Source organism: Vibrio sp. 378 (genome assembly GCF_033339435.1).
Genome location: NZ_JAWOUO010000003.1, coordinates 348,858 through 365,529 on the forward strand (window position 1 = coordinate 348,858; position 16,672 = coordinate 365,529).

The window sequence follows — 16,672 nt, forward strand, 5'->3', positions numbered from 1 at the left end:
TCTCTTTTTTTAACGATATGATTTTAATTGCGACTTAACTGATCTTTTAGATTTGGAGGCGTCCCTTTAATCGTTAAGGTATCCGTCTCTGGATCATAAAAAATACGCTCGCCAAGTAAGAGACTATCGAAGCTAATATTCAAACCACCACCAGCTCCAACAAATTTAGTCAGTTTGCGAACCGTCGCACGATCACCTGGGAAAGACTCTTCAAGCTCGTACCCTTGCTCTTTGGTAAAATCCATAAAGCTTGTGCCATCTTGGCTTGGAGGAAGTTCTCCAGAAAGCTCTGAGATTTGAACTTCATCACCGGATTTAATTTGCTCATTGCAGTAGTCGTAAACTTGTTTCTTGTACTCGTTCACTTCTTGCTTTTCTAGCTTCGAGTCAGCACAAAAATCATCCACCGCCTGCATCAACACTAAGTTTTGTTGTTTAGTATCTAAGCCAATATCCGCTTGCAGAAAATCTAGGAAGAAGTCCGCCACTTTACGGCCAACGCGTCCTTTAATGTATTGCAGATAACGATTGGATTCCTTGTCGGTCTCGTAGCTCGACAGGTCGATGCGTGCGGCAATATCCATTTTGGTGATATCTAAGTAATCTGTCGCACTGATGTCCAAACCTTCGGTCACTTTTAAACTCTGATTCATTGGTAAGATACCGATGAACAAGTAGTCCGTTGCTAAACTCTGATACTCAGCGAAAACCAAGATACCTTCATCCGCAAATGGGTACTTAATCAACTCTTCTTTCAAGCGATTTGCACTAATTTGTGAGAAGTCGTAAAAATCTCGCTCTCCTTTGCGCATTTCTTGAAGCCAAAATTGAAATTCGCTGTCTGACTGGAAAGCGCCAAAACCTTTACCAGCTTTAGAATGGAATACTCGGTGAAGCTCAGCGACTAAGTTTTCTGTAGATGCATCGTTCTCTAATGATGCTGGACGAAAGTTTACAACCAGCTCGTCCTGATCGTTTTTGCACAGTTGATGCAGAATAACGTTTGAAAGATGAAGACTCATAGTGATTTTATCTTGCTACAAGGTTTTAGTTGATGGGCATTGTAGGTTATCATAAGCCGCTTTTACTATCATTATTAGAGTCTTTATGCCGATTACATCTAAATATACTGACGAGCAAGTAGAAAAAATTCTTGCTGAAGTAGCAACAGTTCTTGAAAAACATGCTGCTTCTCCTGAGTTGACGCTAATGATTGCCGGAAATATCGCAACCAATGTCTTAAATCAACGTGTTGCTGCTTCACAACGCAAAGCGATTGCTGAAAAATTTGCTCAGGCGCTAATGTCTTCTTTAGAAACACCAAAAACACACTAATCACGGACAATAGAACACATACATGGTAGACAGCGGAAACTCATACGGCGAACGTGTATCTCGACTAGTTGGTTGGGGTCACTGGTTTGCATTCTTCAATATCGTTGCATCGATGTTGATAGGCACACGCTACATTGTTCAGTCTCCTTGGCCCGAGACGTTACTTGGTCAGTTTTATCTGGCGGTTTCTTGGGTTGGTCACTTTGGCTTTCTAGTTTTCGCACTTTACTTGCTTGTTCTATTCCCGTTGACGTTTATCCTGCCATCGCGGAAGTTGTTCCGTTTGGTGGCAGTGATTTTCGCAACCGTTGGGCAAACCATATTATTAATTGATACCCAAGCGTATCAGTCGATCAATTTGCACTTAACTCCCGTTGTCTGGGAGTTACTATTCAGCGAAGACAAAAGTGCGCTCAGCACTGACCTACAACATTTATTTGTTGTGATGCCGCTGATCTTCCTTATTCAACTCGCACTATCCGAATGGGTATGGCGAAAACAGCGCAAACTATCTCATAAGCACGTAGGACGCCCTCTCGCGGCCGTCTTTTTCCTCAGCTTTATGACCAGCCATTTGGTTTACATTTGGGCAGATGCGTATTTTTACAACCCAATTACTAGCCAGCGTTCAAACTTCCCGTTGTCTTACCCGATGACGGCGAAGAGTTTTATGGAAAAACATGGTCTACTTGACCGTGAGGAATACCTAAAACGTTTAGCAGAAAACGAAGGCAACGTAGAGTTAGTCAACTACCCTCTTGAAAAGCTTGAGTTTAACCGCCGAGTTAATAAGCTCAATGTGTTGATGATCAGCATAAACAATTTACGAGCGGATGCGCTGAACCAAGAAGAGATGCCTAACCTCTATGAGTTTGCTGAAAACAATCAGAACTTCCGTAATCATTACAGCTCAAGTAATGATACATACGGGGCCTTTGGTTTGTTCTATGGCTTACCGACCAGTTATGCATCAAGCATCAAGGCGCAAGGCGCTTCCCCAGTATTGCTCGATGTACTGAAAGATCAGGGCTACAACTTTGGTTTATTCAGTGGCAGTGGGTTTGAAGATGATCTCTACTCAGAAATTATTTTCCGCGACTTGAACTTAGCGGAAGACCTAGATGGCACGCAAGCTCATACCGATAAACAATCTATCGCAAACTGGAATACATGGTTAGCAGAGAAAGCAAGTCAGCCATGGTTTAGTTACATCGAAGTCACCACCGTTGATAATTTTGAATCGATTCCTTCAAATAATGACGAAGAAATGCCCGCAAGTGAGCGATTCAAAAAAGCTTATGAATATGCAGTGAAGTCGGCGGATAGAACTATCGCCGGTATTATTGATGAACTAGAAACGACGGGACAACTGACAAACACCATCGTAATCATCACTTCTAATCACGGTAGTGAATTTAACGAAACCAATACGAACAGCTGGGGAGCAAACAGCAACTACAGCCGTTATCAATTACAAGTTCCGATGGTGATCCATTGGCCTGGAATGCTGGCTGGCGAATTTAATCACAGCACAAGTCACTTGGACCTCTCGGTTACATTGTTGCAAGATATGCTCGGCGTATCTTCCAACCCATATGATTACAGTAGTGGTCGCAACCTATTCGATGAAAGTCGTCGTCGCTGGATCTTGGCGGGCGATACTCGCGAGCTTGCCTTAATTACTAGCTCACAAACCACAGTGATCGATAAGTTTGGCAACTACAAGCTGTATGACAAAAACTACAAACGACTTCGAGATGATGCACCGAAGTTGCCAGTTTTGATGCAAGGTTTAACTGAGTTACAGCGTTTTTACTCTAAAAACGATTAATACCTAGCAATCCATATACTATTCAAACTCCCCTTTTGGGGGAGTTTTTTGTTTATTTAAACAACACAAACCACAAATTTGCGCAGTAAACATCCAATCAGTTCAACTAGGGGTTTACAACATTTTCAAAGCCTTATATTATTCGCCTCAACAACGGAGAGATGGCTGAGTGGTTGAAAGCACCGGTCTTGAAAACCGGCATACGTTAATAGCGTATCTAGGGTTCAAATCCCTATCTCTCCGCCACTTTTAGAAAAAGCCCGCTAAGAAATTAGCGGGCTTTTTCGCATCTCCAGACTTAAAAAGATTTGTACAAATCACTTACCACTTCTTGAACGCAACTAAGCACTCCGCCACACTCCGAAAGAACCCACAAAAAATTAATGCCCTTTTCGTTCGTTCCAGTGTTGGATCAATTTGATATTTACATCTAGTTGTATCTACTCATCAATAAAGACTTCTTTAGCGGCATTGATAAGCTGCAAATGGATTGGGACGAGGTCAGCATGATTCGTTCGATATCCACCTCCAACGACAGCTGCGACAGGGATACCTCGAGATTTCACTGTTTGCATTAAAAATCTATCACGTTCTAAAATCCCTTGAGTCGACACATCAAAATATCCAAGCTCATCGTCTTGATGTATATCGACACCAGCATCGTAGATAACTAAATCAGGGCGATGAAGATTAAGTGCCATATCGACCACTTCTTTAAACGCCATTAAAAAATCCTCATCACCTGTCCCTCGCACCAAAGGCACATCGAGGTCAGACTGAGGCTTCCTCGCTGGGAAGTTTTTATCACAGTGGAAAGAAAGCGTGATGATATCTGGCTCATCGTCACATAAAGTTGCTGTTCCATCCCCATGGTGAACATCACTATCAATGATCAATACTTTATCGACATGCTCGACTTCGAGCGCTTGCCTGGCCGCGATCACTAAGTCATTAAATAAACAAAAACCACTGCCAAACTCTTTGTGTGCGTGGTGATACCCACCACTCAAATGAATGGCCACACCGTACTCAAGTGCCTTTTTTGCGGTCAGAGCCGTGCCCGCTGCTGAAGTTAGCGTTCTGGTAATGAGAGACTCACTCCAAGGAAAACCTATTCGGCGCATCTTCGCAGCTGGCATGTTTCCACTAACAAGTAACTCGACGTATTCCTCGTCATGAACACGTTTTACTTCCCCAACAGTTAATGCTTCGGGCTGGAAAAACTGCGCGTGCTCTTTCCAGTTATCTTTCTCTATATGCACCAATACCGATTCATAGAGGTACTGGTATTTCATAATTGGGTAACGATGCCCCTCTGGCAACTCAAGTTGAGAATAAATCGGGTCGTAGATAAATGGCAGCATGAGAAATTCTTAATAACAATGGTAACGAAATAGTATCAACTTCAAGGGTTGAATAAAACGCAATTTAATTGATAATAATTTTCAATATCAATTAAATTTAATATACATATGAATTCTACTTTCTTTGCTATTCTCGGCGCACTGTTTGGCTCTCTTTGTGCTCTGTCCCTATTTTCATCTCTTGTTGTTGGTGCGTGGTGGTTGGTTGATTTTATTGTGCTTAGCTAACACAATGACTTTCAACTGAAATCAAAAAAACATAGGTGTTTGTATGAGTCAAACCGTCTTTATTACCGGAGCAAATCGCGGCATTGGCCTTAGCTTAACTGAGCTGTACCTGAAGCAAGGCCACCAAGTACATGCTACTAGCCGTTCCTTAGAGAACAGTTCAGAACTACAAACTCTAGCCTCACAATTCAGCAATCTAGTTTTGCACGAACTGGATGTCACGCACTACGAACAAGTCGCTAAGCTTGCCGATAAACTCCCTGCCATCGACTTACTCATCAATAATGCAGGATATTACGGCCCCAAGGGATATGGCTTTGGAAATACTGACGTAGAAGCATGGCGTAAAGTCTTCGAAGTAAACACCATTGCTCCGTTAAAACTGGTTGAGTACTGTTACCCTCGCTTACAACAAGGCAAGATGAAAAAGATTGCTTGTATCTCATCAAAAGTCGGCAGTATGACCGAAAATACGTCCGGCGGCGGCTATATTTATCGCTCATCGAAAGCGGCGCTTAACTCGGTTGTGAAAAGCTTAAGTAATGATTTAACACCTGAAGGATTTACCGTTTTAGCGCTTCACCCTGGTTGGGTAAAAACGGCGATGGGCGGGCCAAATGCTTTGATAGATACGCAAACCTCCGCGCTAGGCCTAGCGAACGTGATAGAACTGAGCACACCGCAGCTTTCAGGTCGATTTATTAACTACGATGGTACTGAGTTACCTTGGTAGCAGCATTAAGACACAACCATCACTAAACCAAATACCATCAAAGCCAGGCTTCATAATCGTGACTTGGTTGGCAAACATAATGTTCATCAGTGATCCACCAGCATAATTCGCGCAATCTAACTTGAATTTATCTACATCCAATCCAGACTTAGGGAAAAGTAGAACAAATAAGGAGAAAGCACGATGGCAGCAGATAGGGATTTGGTTAATTTTAGCGAAGAGCACGAACTAAATTACTGCTTGAGAAGTGCTGGTAAACGCCAAACTCAAGCGAATCGAGATACATTAGTTGACTTGGGCAACCAGGTGAAAGAGGTACTGGACAAACGCGTGTTAACTCAAGGTGAAGTAAGAGGCGCGATCCAAAACCACGGTGACCTGTTCGAGTAATCTATTTTCAAGCATGCGCGGTGTTTAATTACACCGCGCTTGTCCTATGCCTGCTTACCTTTGGTTGCACGAGATTTAGTCGCGCCACCATTCTTTGAATAACTGCGCTTTTTACGTTTAAACGCAGGACGTTCCACCTTGGGTAGATGACGTAATGAATCAGGGATAGGCCCTGCTTTTACTTGTGCCATCAAGCTATCAATGCGCTGTTCCAGTGCTTGCATGAACGGCTGATATGCTTGATTTCTCTCTGCCATACCTTGTAACTGGTGCTCCCAATGAGCCGTCATATCAGGGTATGTTGAATCTTCTGGCAAGGCATGAATGAGACCTCTTCCCGCAGGAGAACTGAGAATTGACTTACCTTGACGCGTAAGCAGTTGGCGTTTGAACAGCGTGTCCAAAATACCAGCGCGAGTCGCTTCCGTGCCTAGCCCATCAGTGTCACGAAGGATTTTTTTCAGTTCTTTATCCGCAACATAACGGGCGATCCCGGTCATCGCTTGCAACAGCGATGCCTCGGTAAAATGCTTTGGTGGCTCGGTTTTTCGGTCTTTTATTTCCCCTTCACGACAAGTTAACACGGTGCCTTCGGGTAGCGGTGGCACGGCATCAATACCTTCATCTTCCTTGTCAGTTTTGCCCATTAGCGCTTTCCAACCCGGCGAAACTAACTGACGACCTTTCGCGACAAACGTACCACCAGCGATATCGAAAACCAATTTCGCTTCTGCGTAAACCGCCGCCGGATAGAACTGCATGAGGTACTGGCGCGCAATCAATTGATACACTTTCATCTCATTGCCGGAAAGCGCATTCACATTAGCTTGCTTCGGTGTAGGGATAATCGCATGGTGCGCATCCACTTTTTTATCGTTCCAGGCTTTGGACTTTAATGTTAAGTCTGCTCCCTGAACGGCAACTTGCAACTCTTTTGCGTTATTCGCAATAGCAGTTGTCACCGTCCCTGCTTGTGAGTAGTGTTCCATCGGTAAATAGCGACAATCTGAACGCGGGTAAGTGATCAGCTTGTGCTTTTCATACAATGCCTGACAAGTATCTAGTACTTGTTGCGCACTCATACCATAGCGCTTCGCGGCATCGATCTGTAAAGCAGATAACGAATAAGGTAATGGTGCTGATTGCTTGGTTTGCTTTTGTTCCGACTCTGTCACTTTTGCGGGTTGATTTGCAATACGGTTTGCAACATTTTCTACCAACTTACGGTTTAATACTCGACCTTCTTCGTCCTGCCAAGGCTTGCATGCCTCACTTGGCTTCCAACGAGCACGAATATCAAAAGTACCATTGGCATCTTGATATGGGATCAGAGCATGTAGGGTAAAATAGTCCTTCGGGACAAAGTTTTCGATTTCTTCATCACGACGCACCACTAAGCCAAGAACTGGCGTTTGCACTCGCCCTACCGAGAGAACACCTTGATACCCTGCTTTTTGACCAAGCAAGGTATAAGCACGAGACATGTTCATACCATACAGCCAATCAGCCCGAGAGCGGGCCAATGCTGAAACTGAAAGTGGGATAAACTCGCGATTACTGCGCATAGAACTGAGAGCACGTTTAACCGCAGGTAAGTTCAAGTCGGAAATCAACAAACGCTGTGTAGATTCCTTCTTGGTTTTAGATAACTTGCAATAGTCCAGAACTTCATCAACTAACAGCTGACCCTCTCGATCTGGGTCTCCTGCATGAATGACTTCGTTAGCTTCTTTGAGCAATTTACGAATCACTGTTAATTGCTTACTTGCACTTTTCCTCGGTCTGAGCTGCCATTGCTGCGGAACAATTGGTAAATCTGCCATATTCCACTTTTTATAACGCTCATCGTAAGCGTCGGGTTCGACTTGTTCGAGTAAGTGGCCGATACACCAAGTAACGATATCCCCGTTCCCACAGCGGATGAATCCTTGATCTTTCTTTTGAGGGTTTGGCAGTGCAGCGGCAATCGCACGGCCTAAACTTGGTTTTTCAGCAATAAACAGACGAGACATAACGTTTTGGAAATAAATATAATTAGGGCCACATTATCGAATGTAGCCCTAATAAATCAAGAAAAACTGTATAAATAAACAGTCAGTTTATTTAAGTTTTTAGTTATAGGAATTCAACAAACTGAGAAAGGTCACGCTCAGGAACTTTCATCGGTGTACAACCAGGCGTGCCTAAGTACAAGAAACCAACAATCTCATCGTCACCCTCTAAACCAAATGCTTGATGAACTTCTGGATGGAACATCCACTTACCTGAGCGCCAAAACCCTTGAAAGCCTTGCGCTACGGCTGCCATTTGCATCGCTTGTACAGCGCATCCCGCAGATAAGTGTTGCTCTAGTGCTGGTACTTTCTCATGTTCTGTTACTTTAGCAATCACCGTGATCACCATTGGTGCGCGAAATGGGGCATTCTTTACCTTTTCGACCACCGCTTCATCACTATTTTCAGCTTCTGCCGCTTTTACCAATATATCTGACAGTTTTTTCAAACCATCGCCCTGTGCGATAACGAAACGCCAAGGGGTTAATCCCGCATGGTCAGGCGCACGAAGGCCAGCACGAATGATGTTCTCAAGTGCTTTACCTTCTGGAGCAGGCGCGGATAACTTCGCGATAGATCGGCGATTGAGCAAAAGATCGAGAGCGTCCATGAAAGAATCCTTATTGAATATCGTTGTTATTTTGTTTACGCCACTTTAGCACAATCTGCTCCTGCGAATAACAACCGGTTTTCTGTGGGCTTGATAACGTGCTTCACTTAACATCAATCTGGGTTTAATGTTAATTTATTCGCGAAATGAATAAGTTGAACATAGGCAGGTTGATGAACAAGGACAAACAAAACAGCATTTACGAAAAGATCGTTAATGACGAAGATGCCCGTGCCTGTAAGGCGATTCCTGAATCAGCTTGTCATCAAGTTCCCGGCAACTTTCTTAAAATCATTCTCGCTCAGTTTTTAACGAAGGTCGGCGATGCGTTAATCAACCCTAAAGCCACGTTGCCGTGGATACTACAAAGTCTCGGGGCACCGGTTTATTTAATTGGTTGGCTGGTTCCTATTCGTGAGTCAGGATCCCTTATCCCACAACTTAGCATCGCGCACTACATCCGACGCATTCCAGTAAGAAAATGGGTCTGGGTAATTGGCAGCATCTTGCAGGCTCTTTCCATATTTGCAATCGGATTGGTCGCATTAACTCTAACAGGAGCAGCTGCGGGTTATGGTGTGATTGCATGTCTTGTGATCTTCAGCCTCTCACGCGGTTTAAATTCCGTCGCATCAAAAGATGTATTGGGCAAAACCATCCCTAAAAACCAACGAGGTCAAGTCAACGGCTGGTCTTCAAGCGCTGCTGGCCTGGTTACGCTGCTTTTCGCTAGCCTTCTGGCACTAGCCTGGTTATGGGACGTAGAGCCGACAGAGCGCTTTTACGGTCTGAGTTTAGGCTTAGCGGGCGTCATATGGCTCATCGCGGCATTAGTCTATGCGCGAATTAATGAGTATGCCGGTGAGGTAGACGGTGGTCGAAATGGCGTCCTCGAAGCATTTAAACAACTCGCGTTACTTAAGACAGACGTGACCTTTCGTCGATTCGTTATCACGCGGACACTATTTTTATGTTCTGCGCTGAGTGCACCGTACTACGTTGTGCTGGCACAGCAATCTCTGGGTGGACAGCTCTGGGTGCTAGCTCTCTTTATGTTTGCGAGTGGCTTAGCCTCCTTTGTGTCAGGTCCTTTCTGGGGAAGAATGTCCGATCGCTCTAGCCGCAGTGTGATGGTCATAGGCGCAATGATGAGCGCGCTACTTGGTGTTGTGTTATTTGTTTGCGATACATGGGTCACCGCTAGCCAAAGCTTCCTATTCGTGATTCCTCTGCTTTACTTTTGTGTTTGTATTGCCCACGACGGAATACGAGTCGGACGAAAAACCTATTTAGTTGATATCGCAGAAGGTGACAAACGGACGAGCTATGTAGCCGTGAGTAACACAGTGGTTGGGATAATGCTGCTTCTAATGAGCTCTCTTGGTGTTATGTCGAACTTCTTGAGCCTTTCAGCTGTGGTGTTAGTGTTCTCTTTTATTACTTTTGCTGGCGTGGTAATGGCCAAACAACTGCCAGATATCAGTGACTAGTTCTATACAAAAAAGCTGCGCTCAAAGCGCAGCTTTTATGGTAAACACACATTAAAAGGCTAGAGTTTTACCGCCAATTTAACACCTTGACGAATCGCACGCACAGCATCAAGTTCACCCGCATGGTCAGCTCCGCCAATGATATGAATCTTCTCTCCAAGTTCAGACCATTTATCTTCAAACGGACGTACAGACTCTTGCCCAGCACAAATGATAACTTTGTCTGCATTAAGTACCTGCGCGCTTCCGTCTACATGAATGTGCAAACCTTGATCATCAATTTTATCGTAAGACACGCCGCCGACTAAATGTACGCCCCGTTTTTCAAGGGTACGTTTATGGATCCAACCTGTCGTTTTACCCGGACCTTTACCTACACGACCTTTACGACGCTGAAGTACCCAGACTTCTTTATCGCTGACCGCATCAGGGTAAGGGTATAAACCGCCCGGCTGAGACATCTCCTTGTCGATTCCCCATTCATGCAACCAGTCATCCAACGTTTGTCCAACTGGCTCTGTGAGCATGGTCGCGACATCTACGCCAATGCCACCAGCACCTACGATAGCCACTTTCTCACCGACTGGCGTTTTGTCTCGAATGAGAGTTTGATAGTCGACGACTTTCTCTGGGTTATCAATTCCATCAATATTGACTTTACGTGGCTCAACACCCGATGCCATCACTATCTCATCATATTCTGTGAGTAAGTCATAGTTCGCTTCCGTCGATAAGTGCAGATTCACGCCTGTTTCATCAATACGGTTAGCGAAATATCGTATCGTCTCTCGAAACTCTTCCTTACCAGGGATCTGCATCGCAAGACGGAACTGACCACCGATGCGGTCGTTCTTTTCGAACAAATCAACCTTATGGCCACGTTCAGCCAGTGTGGTCGCACAAGCCAAGCCCGCAGGGCCAGCACCAACAACTGCAATGTTTTTCTTCTTAAAGGCTGGTTCAACAACAATTTCGGTTTCATAGCACGCTAGAGGGTTCACTAAGCAACTGGCGCGCTTACCTTTAAACACGTTATCTAGACACGCCTGATTACAACCAATACACGTATTAATAAGCTGCGCTTTTTCCTGTTCGGCTTTAGCAACAAAGTAAGGATCGGCCAAGAATGGGCGCGCCATCGAAACCATGTCGGCATGACCTGAAGATAAAATGCGTTCTGCTTCATCTGGCGTATTTATACGGTTGCAAGTGATAATAGGAACCGAAACGTGAGGTTTAACTTTTTCCGTAACCCATGTAAACGCACCACGTGGTACTTGAGTCGCAATGGTCGGAATTCGAGCCTCATGCCAACCGATACCCGTATTAATAATCGTGACGCCAGCCTCTTCAAGTGCTTTCGCCAATTCGATAACGTCTTCAAAAGTGCTGCCCTGCTCGACAAGATCCAGCATAGAAAGACGGAAGATGATGATGAACTTGTCACCCACCGCCTTGCGTACCGCTTTAACAATTTCTAGCGGAAAACGCATACGTTTTTTATAGCTGCCACCCCATTCGTCGTAACGCATATTAGTACGTTTACATAAGAATTGGTTTATCAAGTAACCTTCCGAGCCCATTAACTCGACGCCATCATAACCAGCAAGCTGTGCTAACTCCGCACTATTAGCAAACGCGTCGATGGTTTTCTTTATCTGGCGGTCGCTCATTTCACTCGGAGCAAACTTTGCAATTGGCGCTTTAATGCCAGATGCACTTTGCGAGAATGGATGCATTGCATAACGCCCAGCATGGAGAATTTGCAACGCAATTTTACCACCGTGCTTGTGCACCGCTTCTGTCACAACTTTATGGGCTTTAGCATGTTTTGGCTTGCTGAATTCAGCACTCAACGGGTGTAAACGACCGCGTAAGTTAGGAGAAAAACCTCCGGTTACAATCAGTCCGACACCGCCTTTCGCGCGTTCTTCATAAAAAGCAGCGAGCTTCTGTAATCCTTCTTTGTGCTCTTCTAAGCCCGTGTGCATTGATCCCATCAGAACTCGGTTTCGTAATTGTGTGAAACCGAGGTCCAGTGGCTTTAATAGGTTTGGGTACATGGCAGACATCACTTAACATCCATTGTTATTATCATGGTCTGACCAGATTAAGCCTGCTCAACCAAAAAATCAAACAAGCGTTTACATTTTTGTAACACCGATCAATCTCGTGTGAAAATATGCCAATTGTTGAGTGGTCGTGATAAGCTAAAAAAATGTTATCTTTTGAGATCTTAGAGATAAGAACCCATACTTTGTTAGACTCGGCGTAACTATCTCGTTATGGAGACAAGATGAAAAAACTCTTCAAATTTATTGGTTTGATATTTAAAGGGATATGGAAAAGTATCACTTTCATCAGACTCGCACTGGCAAACCTAATTTTCTTGCTGATGATTGCCGTTTTCTACTTTGCCTTTACTTATACCGGAGACGGTCAACCTGTCGTCGAAAAAGAATCGGCATTGGTGATGAACCTTTCAGGCCCAATTGTCGAACAAAGACGTTATGTAAACCCAATGGACTCTTTTGCTGGTTCCCTTTTGGGTAATGAGCTACCGAAAGAAAACGTCCTTTTCGATATCGTTGATACTATTCGCTACGCGAAAGACGATCCTAAAGTGTCTGGATTAGTGCTAGCACTGCGAGACATGCCAGAAACAAATCTCACGAAACTACGTTACATCGCGAAAGCGTTGAACGAATTTAAAGCGTCAGGCAAACCCGTTTACGCCGTAGGTGATTTCTACAACCAAAGCCAATATTACTTGGCAAGTTACGCTGACAAAGTTTATCTGGCACCTGATGGTGGTGTATTGATTAAAGGTTACAGCGCTTACTCAATGTACTACAAAACGTTACTTGAAAAGCTTGACGTTTCTACTCATGTTTTTCGCGTAGGTACTTATAAATCCGCTATCGAACCGTTTATTCGTGATGACATGTCCGATGCGGCGAAAGAGTCAGCAACACGCTGGGTTACTCAATTGTGGAGTGCTTTTGTTGATGACGTAACAACAAACCGAAACATTGATGCGAAAGTGCTTAATCCAACCATGGATGAACTGATTAACGAGATGAAGTCTGTAAATGGCGATATTGCTCAGCTCGCAGTCAAATTGGGGCTAGTGGATGAACTTGCGACACGCCAAGACATTCGCACTCTATTCGCAAAACAGTTTGGTAGCGACGGCAAAGACAGCTACAACGCGATTGGTTACTACGACTACCTTGCAACGATTCGTCCCGATTACACACTACCTCAGCACGACATCGCCGTTGTTCTAGCCAGTGGCGCGATTATGGACGGTCAACAACCTCGCGGAACTGTTGGTGGTGACACGGTCGCAAGCTTGCTGCGTCAAGCACGCAATGATGAAAAAGTGAAAGCGGTCGTATTACGAGTAGATAGTCCAGGAGGCAGTGCCTTTGCTTCTGAAGTGATTCGTAACGAAGTAGAAGCTCTGAAGCAAGCAGGTAAGCCGGTTGTTGTATCCATGTCGAGTTTGGCCGCTTCTGGTGGTTATTGGATTTCAATGAGCGCAGACAAAATCGTTGCTCAACCAACAACCCTGACGGGCTCCATTGGTATATTTAGTGTCATCACCACGTTTGAAAAAGGCTTTAGCAAGTTAGGTATTAATACTGATGGCGTTGGCACATCGCCGTTCTCAGGTGACGGTATTACCACTGGCCTTTCTGAGGGCGCGTCTCAAGTGTTCCAATTAGGTATCGAACACGGTTACAAGCGCTTTATTTCTCTAGTTGGCGAGAATCGCGATATGTCTCTAGAGGAAGTTGACAAAGTTGCTCAAGGTCGAGTTTGGACTGGCCAAGATGCACTATCCTTTGGTCTTGTCGATCAAATGGGTGACTTTGATGATGCTGTAGAGCTAGCGGCGAAACTAGCGAACGTGACCGATTACGGCATTTACTGGGTAGAAGAGCCTCTTTCACCTACTGAACTATTTCTGCAAGAGTTTATGAAACAGGTGAAAGTCTCTCTAGGTATTGATGCAACAAGCTTGCTACCAAAAAGTCTTCAACCCGTAGCTCAACAATTCGAACAAGACGCAAGCTTGCTCCAAAGCTTCAACGATCCTAAAGGTCAATACGCATTTTGTTTGAACTGCCAAGTGCAGTAGTTTTTCCATCAATATTACAAAGGGCGCTTCTACTTGAAGTGCCCTTTTTATTAGGCTTTGCATCTCCTCAGATGACTTTCTGATGCTGTGCGTATAGCCTCGCATCTCAAGGTTATTTAGGTATATAATCCCCGCCTCTGTTCCCCTACACGAAAGAAAAAACGATGACTAGAAAACACATCTACATCGCTTACACCGGTGGTACCATCGGAATGCAAAAATCCGACCACGGCTATGTGCCTGTTGCTGGCTTTATGGAAAAGCAATTAGCAAGCATGCCCGAATTCCATCGTCCTGAAATGCCGGATTACACCATCCACGAATACGACCCTCTGATTGACTCATCAGATATGACACCTGCTGACTGGCAGCAGATTGCGAATGATATTCGTGACAACTATGACAAATACGATGGTTTCGTTATCCTACATGGTACTGACACCATGGCGTACACAGCGTCCGCATTGTCTTTCATGCTTGAAAACCTTGGTAAGCCAGTGATTGTAACGGGTTCACAAATCCCTCTCGCAGAGCTGCGTTCTGACGGCCAAGCAAACCTATTAAACGCGCTACATATTGCGGCAAACTACCCGATCAACGAAGTAACTTTGTTCTTCAATAATCAATTGATGCGTGGTAACCGCAGCACAAAATCTCATGCAGACGGTTTTAATGCCTTTACTTCACCAAACCTTCCTCCACTATTGGAAGCTGGGATCAATATTCAAGTTAGCAACAGCGTAACCGTTGGTGCACAACCAGAAGGTGAGTTTAAGGTTCACAACATCACGCCACAACCAATCGGTGTGATCACCATGTACCCTGGTATTTCACACGAAGTTATCCGCAACACGCTTCGTCAGCCCGTGAATGCGATGATTCTTCTGACTTTTGGTGTCGGTAATGCTCCTCAGAACCCTGAGCTGCTTGGTCACCTGAAAGAAGCCTCTGAGCGCGGCGTTATTGTTGTCAACCTGACTCAGTGTTTGGCAGGTAAAGTGAATATGGGCGGATATGCCACAGGTTGTGCGCTCGCAGACTCTGGTGTTATCAGTGGCTTTGACATGACGCCCGAAGCGGCGCTGGCAAAACTACACTACCTTCTAAGCCAAAACCTTTCTTACGAAGAAGTAAAAGAGAGAATGCAACAAGTACTGCGTGGTGAAATGAGCCTGTAAGTTCAAGCTTTCTGCGATCTAAAAAGCCCAATACAATTTGGGCTTTTTTCTTTCAAAATCAAAATAATAAAATTTTGAGAAATAAGGCGTAAGGATTAATCAATGTTCGGATTGACACGAACAATATCGCTCTCTTCTCCGCTGAATTGTTTTTTAAGCTCTTGTTTTGATTTAAAACTGATTTCACCACCGGCTGCAACCGTCATATGCTGCGCATCAGTATTATGTTTTGATTGATACAACATCACAGCTTGCATACACGAATCTCGCTGCTCTTTAGAAAGTGTTGTACCCTCAGGCCATCTTCCCGTTTCTACTGCATAGACTAAGCGATCATAAACTTCTGGAGTCATCGCTTGTAATAGTTGTTCTGCGTCCATAGTGTACCTTCTTATTACATTCTATTTACAGAACATAACGGGTTAAGAAACTGAGTCAAGAATACGAAAATGAATTGGTGTAACGGATCACAAGCAAAGCCATGAAAAGAACAAACTGGTTACTTCTCAGCCTCGCATGTTTTGCGCTATCGGGCTGTTTTGAAGGTAACGTGACAACCGAAGAGTTGTGCCAAAAAACACCAGAGCTACGTTGCGAGCAGCTCAATATGGATGACGGCCAATGTCGAATTCCAAGAACAAATTTGGTTTGGCATCGGTTTGAGCAATTGAAAAACCCATCAGAGGCCAACCAAATCATCGAATACGGTCTGGTCGCTGAATATAGGAAATGCTTAGAACTCGCCTCCCAGATCACCCCTATTGATCAAAGTGCTCTCAAAAGACAACGCTTTAATGCATTGGTACACAGTATTGATGAGCTAGAGCGCATCGTAAACGAGTTAAAAGGCTCAGAAGACCCGGCTACTTTGTATTTCTTATGGTCTCAAACGGGAGATACTCAAGCTCGGCGCGCATTTTTACAAATGGAAGGGTCTCCCCAATTAAATAATGCTGAGATGCAATATGCATTAGCCACTTTTTATACCAACCGAGATACCAAGAAAACCCTGGAGCTTCTTAATAACGCGTTGTCTTTATCTGATGAAGACAACATCAATCCGGTCATTCTCAAGTCAATGGCAAGTATTCATCAAGGGCTTGGAGACAAAGAGCAAGCGTATCTATGGGCAATGGTCGCGAAGAGATTCGACGTACCGCTTGCTGATGAAAAGCAGCTCCAACGTATGTTCAATTTCAGTCATCCAGAGCGATATAAGCAGTTGGATGAATTAGCCGAATCGGTGGCGAAAGCCATAGAGAAAGGTATCTATTCCCCAACAATGATACCCACTGAGATATAAACGAAAAAC

The 16,672-nt window shown here is 44.4% G+C and carries 14 protein-coding genes and 1 tRNA gene; 9 read left to right on the plus strand and 6 right to left on the minus strand.

All coding sequences use genetic code 11. The annotated features are described in order from the left end of the window. Positions 1-23: 23 nt before the first annotated feature. Positions 24-1,022, minus strand: a complete 999-nt coding sequence (gene yejK, locus R7Q48_RS08130) for a nucleoid-associated protein YejK (RefSeq protein WP_151515024.1) — start codon at positions 1,020-1,022, stop codon at positions 24-26. An 85-nt stretch (positions 1,023-1,107) separates the two neighbouring features. Here yejK and R7Q48_RS08135 point away from each other — a divergent pair, with 85 nt between their 5' ends. The 3 genes from R7Q48_RS08135 (at position 1,108) to R7Q48_RS08145 (ending at position 3,412) form a co-directional block, all read left to right on the plus strand. Continuing rightward, positions 1,108-1,335: a YejL family protein gene (locus R7Q48_RS08135; RefSeq protein WP_005380722.1), complete on the plus strand. Its 228-nt coding sequence runs from the start codon at positions 1,108-1,110 to the stop codon at positions 1,333-1,335. Positions 1,336-1,357: 22 nt separating this feature from the next. Then, entirely contained in the window at positions 1,358-3,166 is a 1,809-nt protein-coding gene (locus tag R7Q48_RS08140) for a DUF3413 domain-containing protein (RefSeq protein WP_005380721.1), read from the plus strand. A 155-nt stretch (positions 3,167-3,321) separates the two neighbouring features. After that, positions 3,322-3,412 (plus strand) — tRNA-Ser (locus R7Q48_RS08145). Positions 3,413-3,606: 194 nt separating this feature from the next. Here the strand turns inward: R7Q48_RS08145 and R7Q48_RS08150 are convergent. Further along, positions 3,607-4,530 (minus strand): histone deacetylase, encoded by a 924-nt coding sequence (locus R7Q48_RS08150; RefSeq protein WP_256902975.1) that lies wholly within the window; start codon positions 4,528-4,530, stop codon positions 3,607-3,609. A 271-nt stretch (positions 4,531-4,801) separates the two neighbouring features. Between R7Q48_RS08150 and R7Q48_RS08155 the strand changes: the two genes are divergently transcribed. Next, a complete protein-coding gene (locus tag R7Q48_RS08155; RefSeq protein WP_054575561.1) occupies positions 4,802-5,491 on the plus strand; it encodes an SDR family oxidoreductase in 690 nt (229 codons plus the stop codon). Between the two features lie 183 nt (positions 5,492-5,674). Beyond that, positions 5,675-5,881 (plus strand): hypothetical protein, encoded by a 207-nt coding sequence (locus R7Q48_RS08160; protein WP_005380717.1) that lies wholly within the window; start codon positions 5,675-5,677, stop codon positions 5,879-5,881. A gap of 44 nt (positions 5,882-5,925) precedes the next feature. Here the strand turns inward: R7Q48_RS08160 and R7Q48_RS08165 are convergent, their stop codons facing one another. Further along, positions 5,926-7,893 carry a DNA topoisomerase III gene (locus R7Q48_RS08165; RefSeq protein WP_017821143.1) on the minus strand — a complete coding sequence of 656 codons (1,968 nt, stop codon included), beginning with the start codon at positions 7,891-7,893 and terminating at the stop codon, positions 5,926-5,928. 103 nt (positions 7,894-7,996) lie between these two features. After that, positions 7,997-8,545, minus strand: a complete 549-nt coding sequence (locus tag R7Q48_RS08170) for an NAD(P)H nitroreductase (RefSeq protein WP_005380711.1) — start codon at positions 8,543-8,545, stop codon at positions 7,997-7,999. Between the two features lie 173 nt (positions 8,546-8,718). On the opposite strand from R7Q48_RS08170, the gene R7Q48_RS08175 reads away from it, so the two are divergent. Continuing rightward, the gene (locus R7Q48_RS08175; protein WP_256902978.1) at positions 8,719-10,035 is read left to right on the plus strand and encodes an MFS transporter; all 1,317 of its coding nucleotides are present in this window, start codon (positions 8,719-8,721) and stop codon (positions 10,033-10,035) included. Positions 10,036-10,094: 59 nt separating this feature from the next. Here R7Q48_RS08175 and R7Q48_RS08180 read toward each other — a convergent pair whose 3' ends face one another. Then, positions 10,095-12,107: an NADPH-dependent 2,4-dienoyl-CoA reductase gene (locus R7Q48_RS08180; protein ID WP_005380708.1), complete on the minus strand. Its 2,013-nt coding sequence runs from the start codon at positions 12,105-12,107 to the stop codon at positions 10,095-10,097. Between the two features lie 224 nt (positions 12,108-12,331). On the opposite strand from R7Q48_RS08180, the gene sppA reads away from it, so the two are divergent. After that, complete coding sequence (gene sppA, locus R7Q48_RS08185) at positions 12,332-14,182, plus strand: signal peptide peptidase SppA (protein ID WP_005380705.1); 1,851 nt, start codon at positions 12,332-12,334, stop codon at positions 14,180-14,182. Positions 14,183-14,346: 164 nt separating this feature from the next. After that, entirely contained in the window at positions 14,347-15,360 is a 1,014-nt protein-coding gene (gene ansA, locus R7Q48_RS08190) for an asparaginase (protein ID WP_017635822.1), read from the plus strand. A gap of 95 nt (positions 15,361-15,455) precedes the next feature. On the opposite strand, the gene R7Q48_RS08195 is transcribed toward ansA, so the two are convergent. Next, positions 15,456-15,740 carry a YeaC family protein gene (locus R7Q48_RS08195; RefSeq protein ID WP_005380700.1) on the minus strand — a complete coding sequence of 95 codons (285 nt, stop codon included), beginning with the start codon at positions 15,738-15,740 and terminating at the stop codon, positions 15,456-15,458. A 101-nt stretch (positions 15,741-15,841) separates the two neighbouring features. Between R7Q48_RS08195 and R7Q48_RS08200 the strand changes: the two genes are divergently transcribed. Further along, a complete protein-coding gene (locus R7Q48_RS08200) occupies positions 15,842-16,663 on the plus strand; it encodes a DUF2989 domain-containing protein (protein ID WP_053306675.1) in 822 nt (273 codons plus the stop codon). Positions 16,664-16,672 lie beyond the last annotated feature (9 nt).

What these genes read in the sequence shown, in the direction of transcription:
- R7Q48_RS08155 (WP_054575561.1), top strand. Translation starts at nt 4,802, where the DNA reads ATGAGTCAAACCGTCTTTATTACCGGAGCAAATCGCGGCATTGGCCTT.
- R7Q48_RS08150 (WP_256902975.1), bottom strand. Translation starts at nt 4,530, where the DNA reads ATGCTGCCATTTATCTACGACCCGATTTATTCTCAACTTGAGTTGCCA.
- R7Q48_RS08170 (WP_005380711.1), bottom strand. Translation starts at nt 8,545, where the DNA reads ATGGACGCTCTCGATCTTTTGCTCAATCGCCGATCTATCGCGAAGTTA.
- R7Q48_RS08135 (WP_005380722.1), top strand. Translation starts at nt 1,108, where the DNA reads ATGCCGATTACATCTAAATATACTGACGAGCAAGTAGAAAAAATTCTT.
- ansA (WP_017635822.1), top strand. Translation starts at nt 14,347, where the DNA reads ATGACTAGAAAACACATCTACATCGCTTACACCGGTGGTACCATCGGA.
- R7Q48_RS08195 (WP_005380700.1), bottom strand. Translation starts at nt 15,740, where the DNA reads ATGGACGCAGAACAACTATTACAAGCGATGACTCCAGAAGTTTATGAT.
- R7Q48_RS08180 (WP_005380708.1), bottom strand. Translation starts at nt 12,107, where the DNA reads ATGTCTGCCATGTACCCAAACCTATTAAAGCCACTGGACCTCGGTTTC.
- sppA (WP_005380705.1), top strand. Translation starts at nt 12,332, where the DNA reads ATGAAAAAACTCTTCAAATTTATTGGTTTGATATTTAAAGGGATATGG.
- R7Q48_RS08160 (WP_005380717.1), top strand. Translation starts at nt 5,675, where the DNA reads ATGGCAGCAGATAGGGATTTGGTTAATTTTAGCGAAGAGCACGAACTA.
- R7Q48_RS08140 (WP_005380721.1), top strand. Translation starts at nt 1,358, where the DNA reads ATGGTAGACAGCGGAAACTCATACGGCGAACGTGTATCTCGACTAGTT.
- R7Q48_RS08200 (WP_053306675.1), top strand. Translation starts at nt 15,842, where the DNA reads ATGAAAAGAACAAACTGGTTACTTCTCAGCCTCGCATGTTTTGCGCTA.
- R7Q48_RS08175 (WP_256902978.1), top strand. Translation starts at nt 8,719, where the DNA reads ATGAACAAGGACAAACAAAACAGCATTTACGAAAAGATCGTTAATGAC.
- yejK (WP_151515024.1), bottom strand. Translation starts at nt 1,022, where the DNA reads ATGAGTCTTCATCTTTCAAACGTTATTCTGCATCAACTGTGCAAAAAC.
- R7Q48_RS08165 (WP_017821143.1), bottom strand. Translation starts at nt 7,893, where the DNA reads ATGTCTCGTCTGTTTATTGCTGAAAAACCAAGTTTAGGCCGTGCGATT.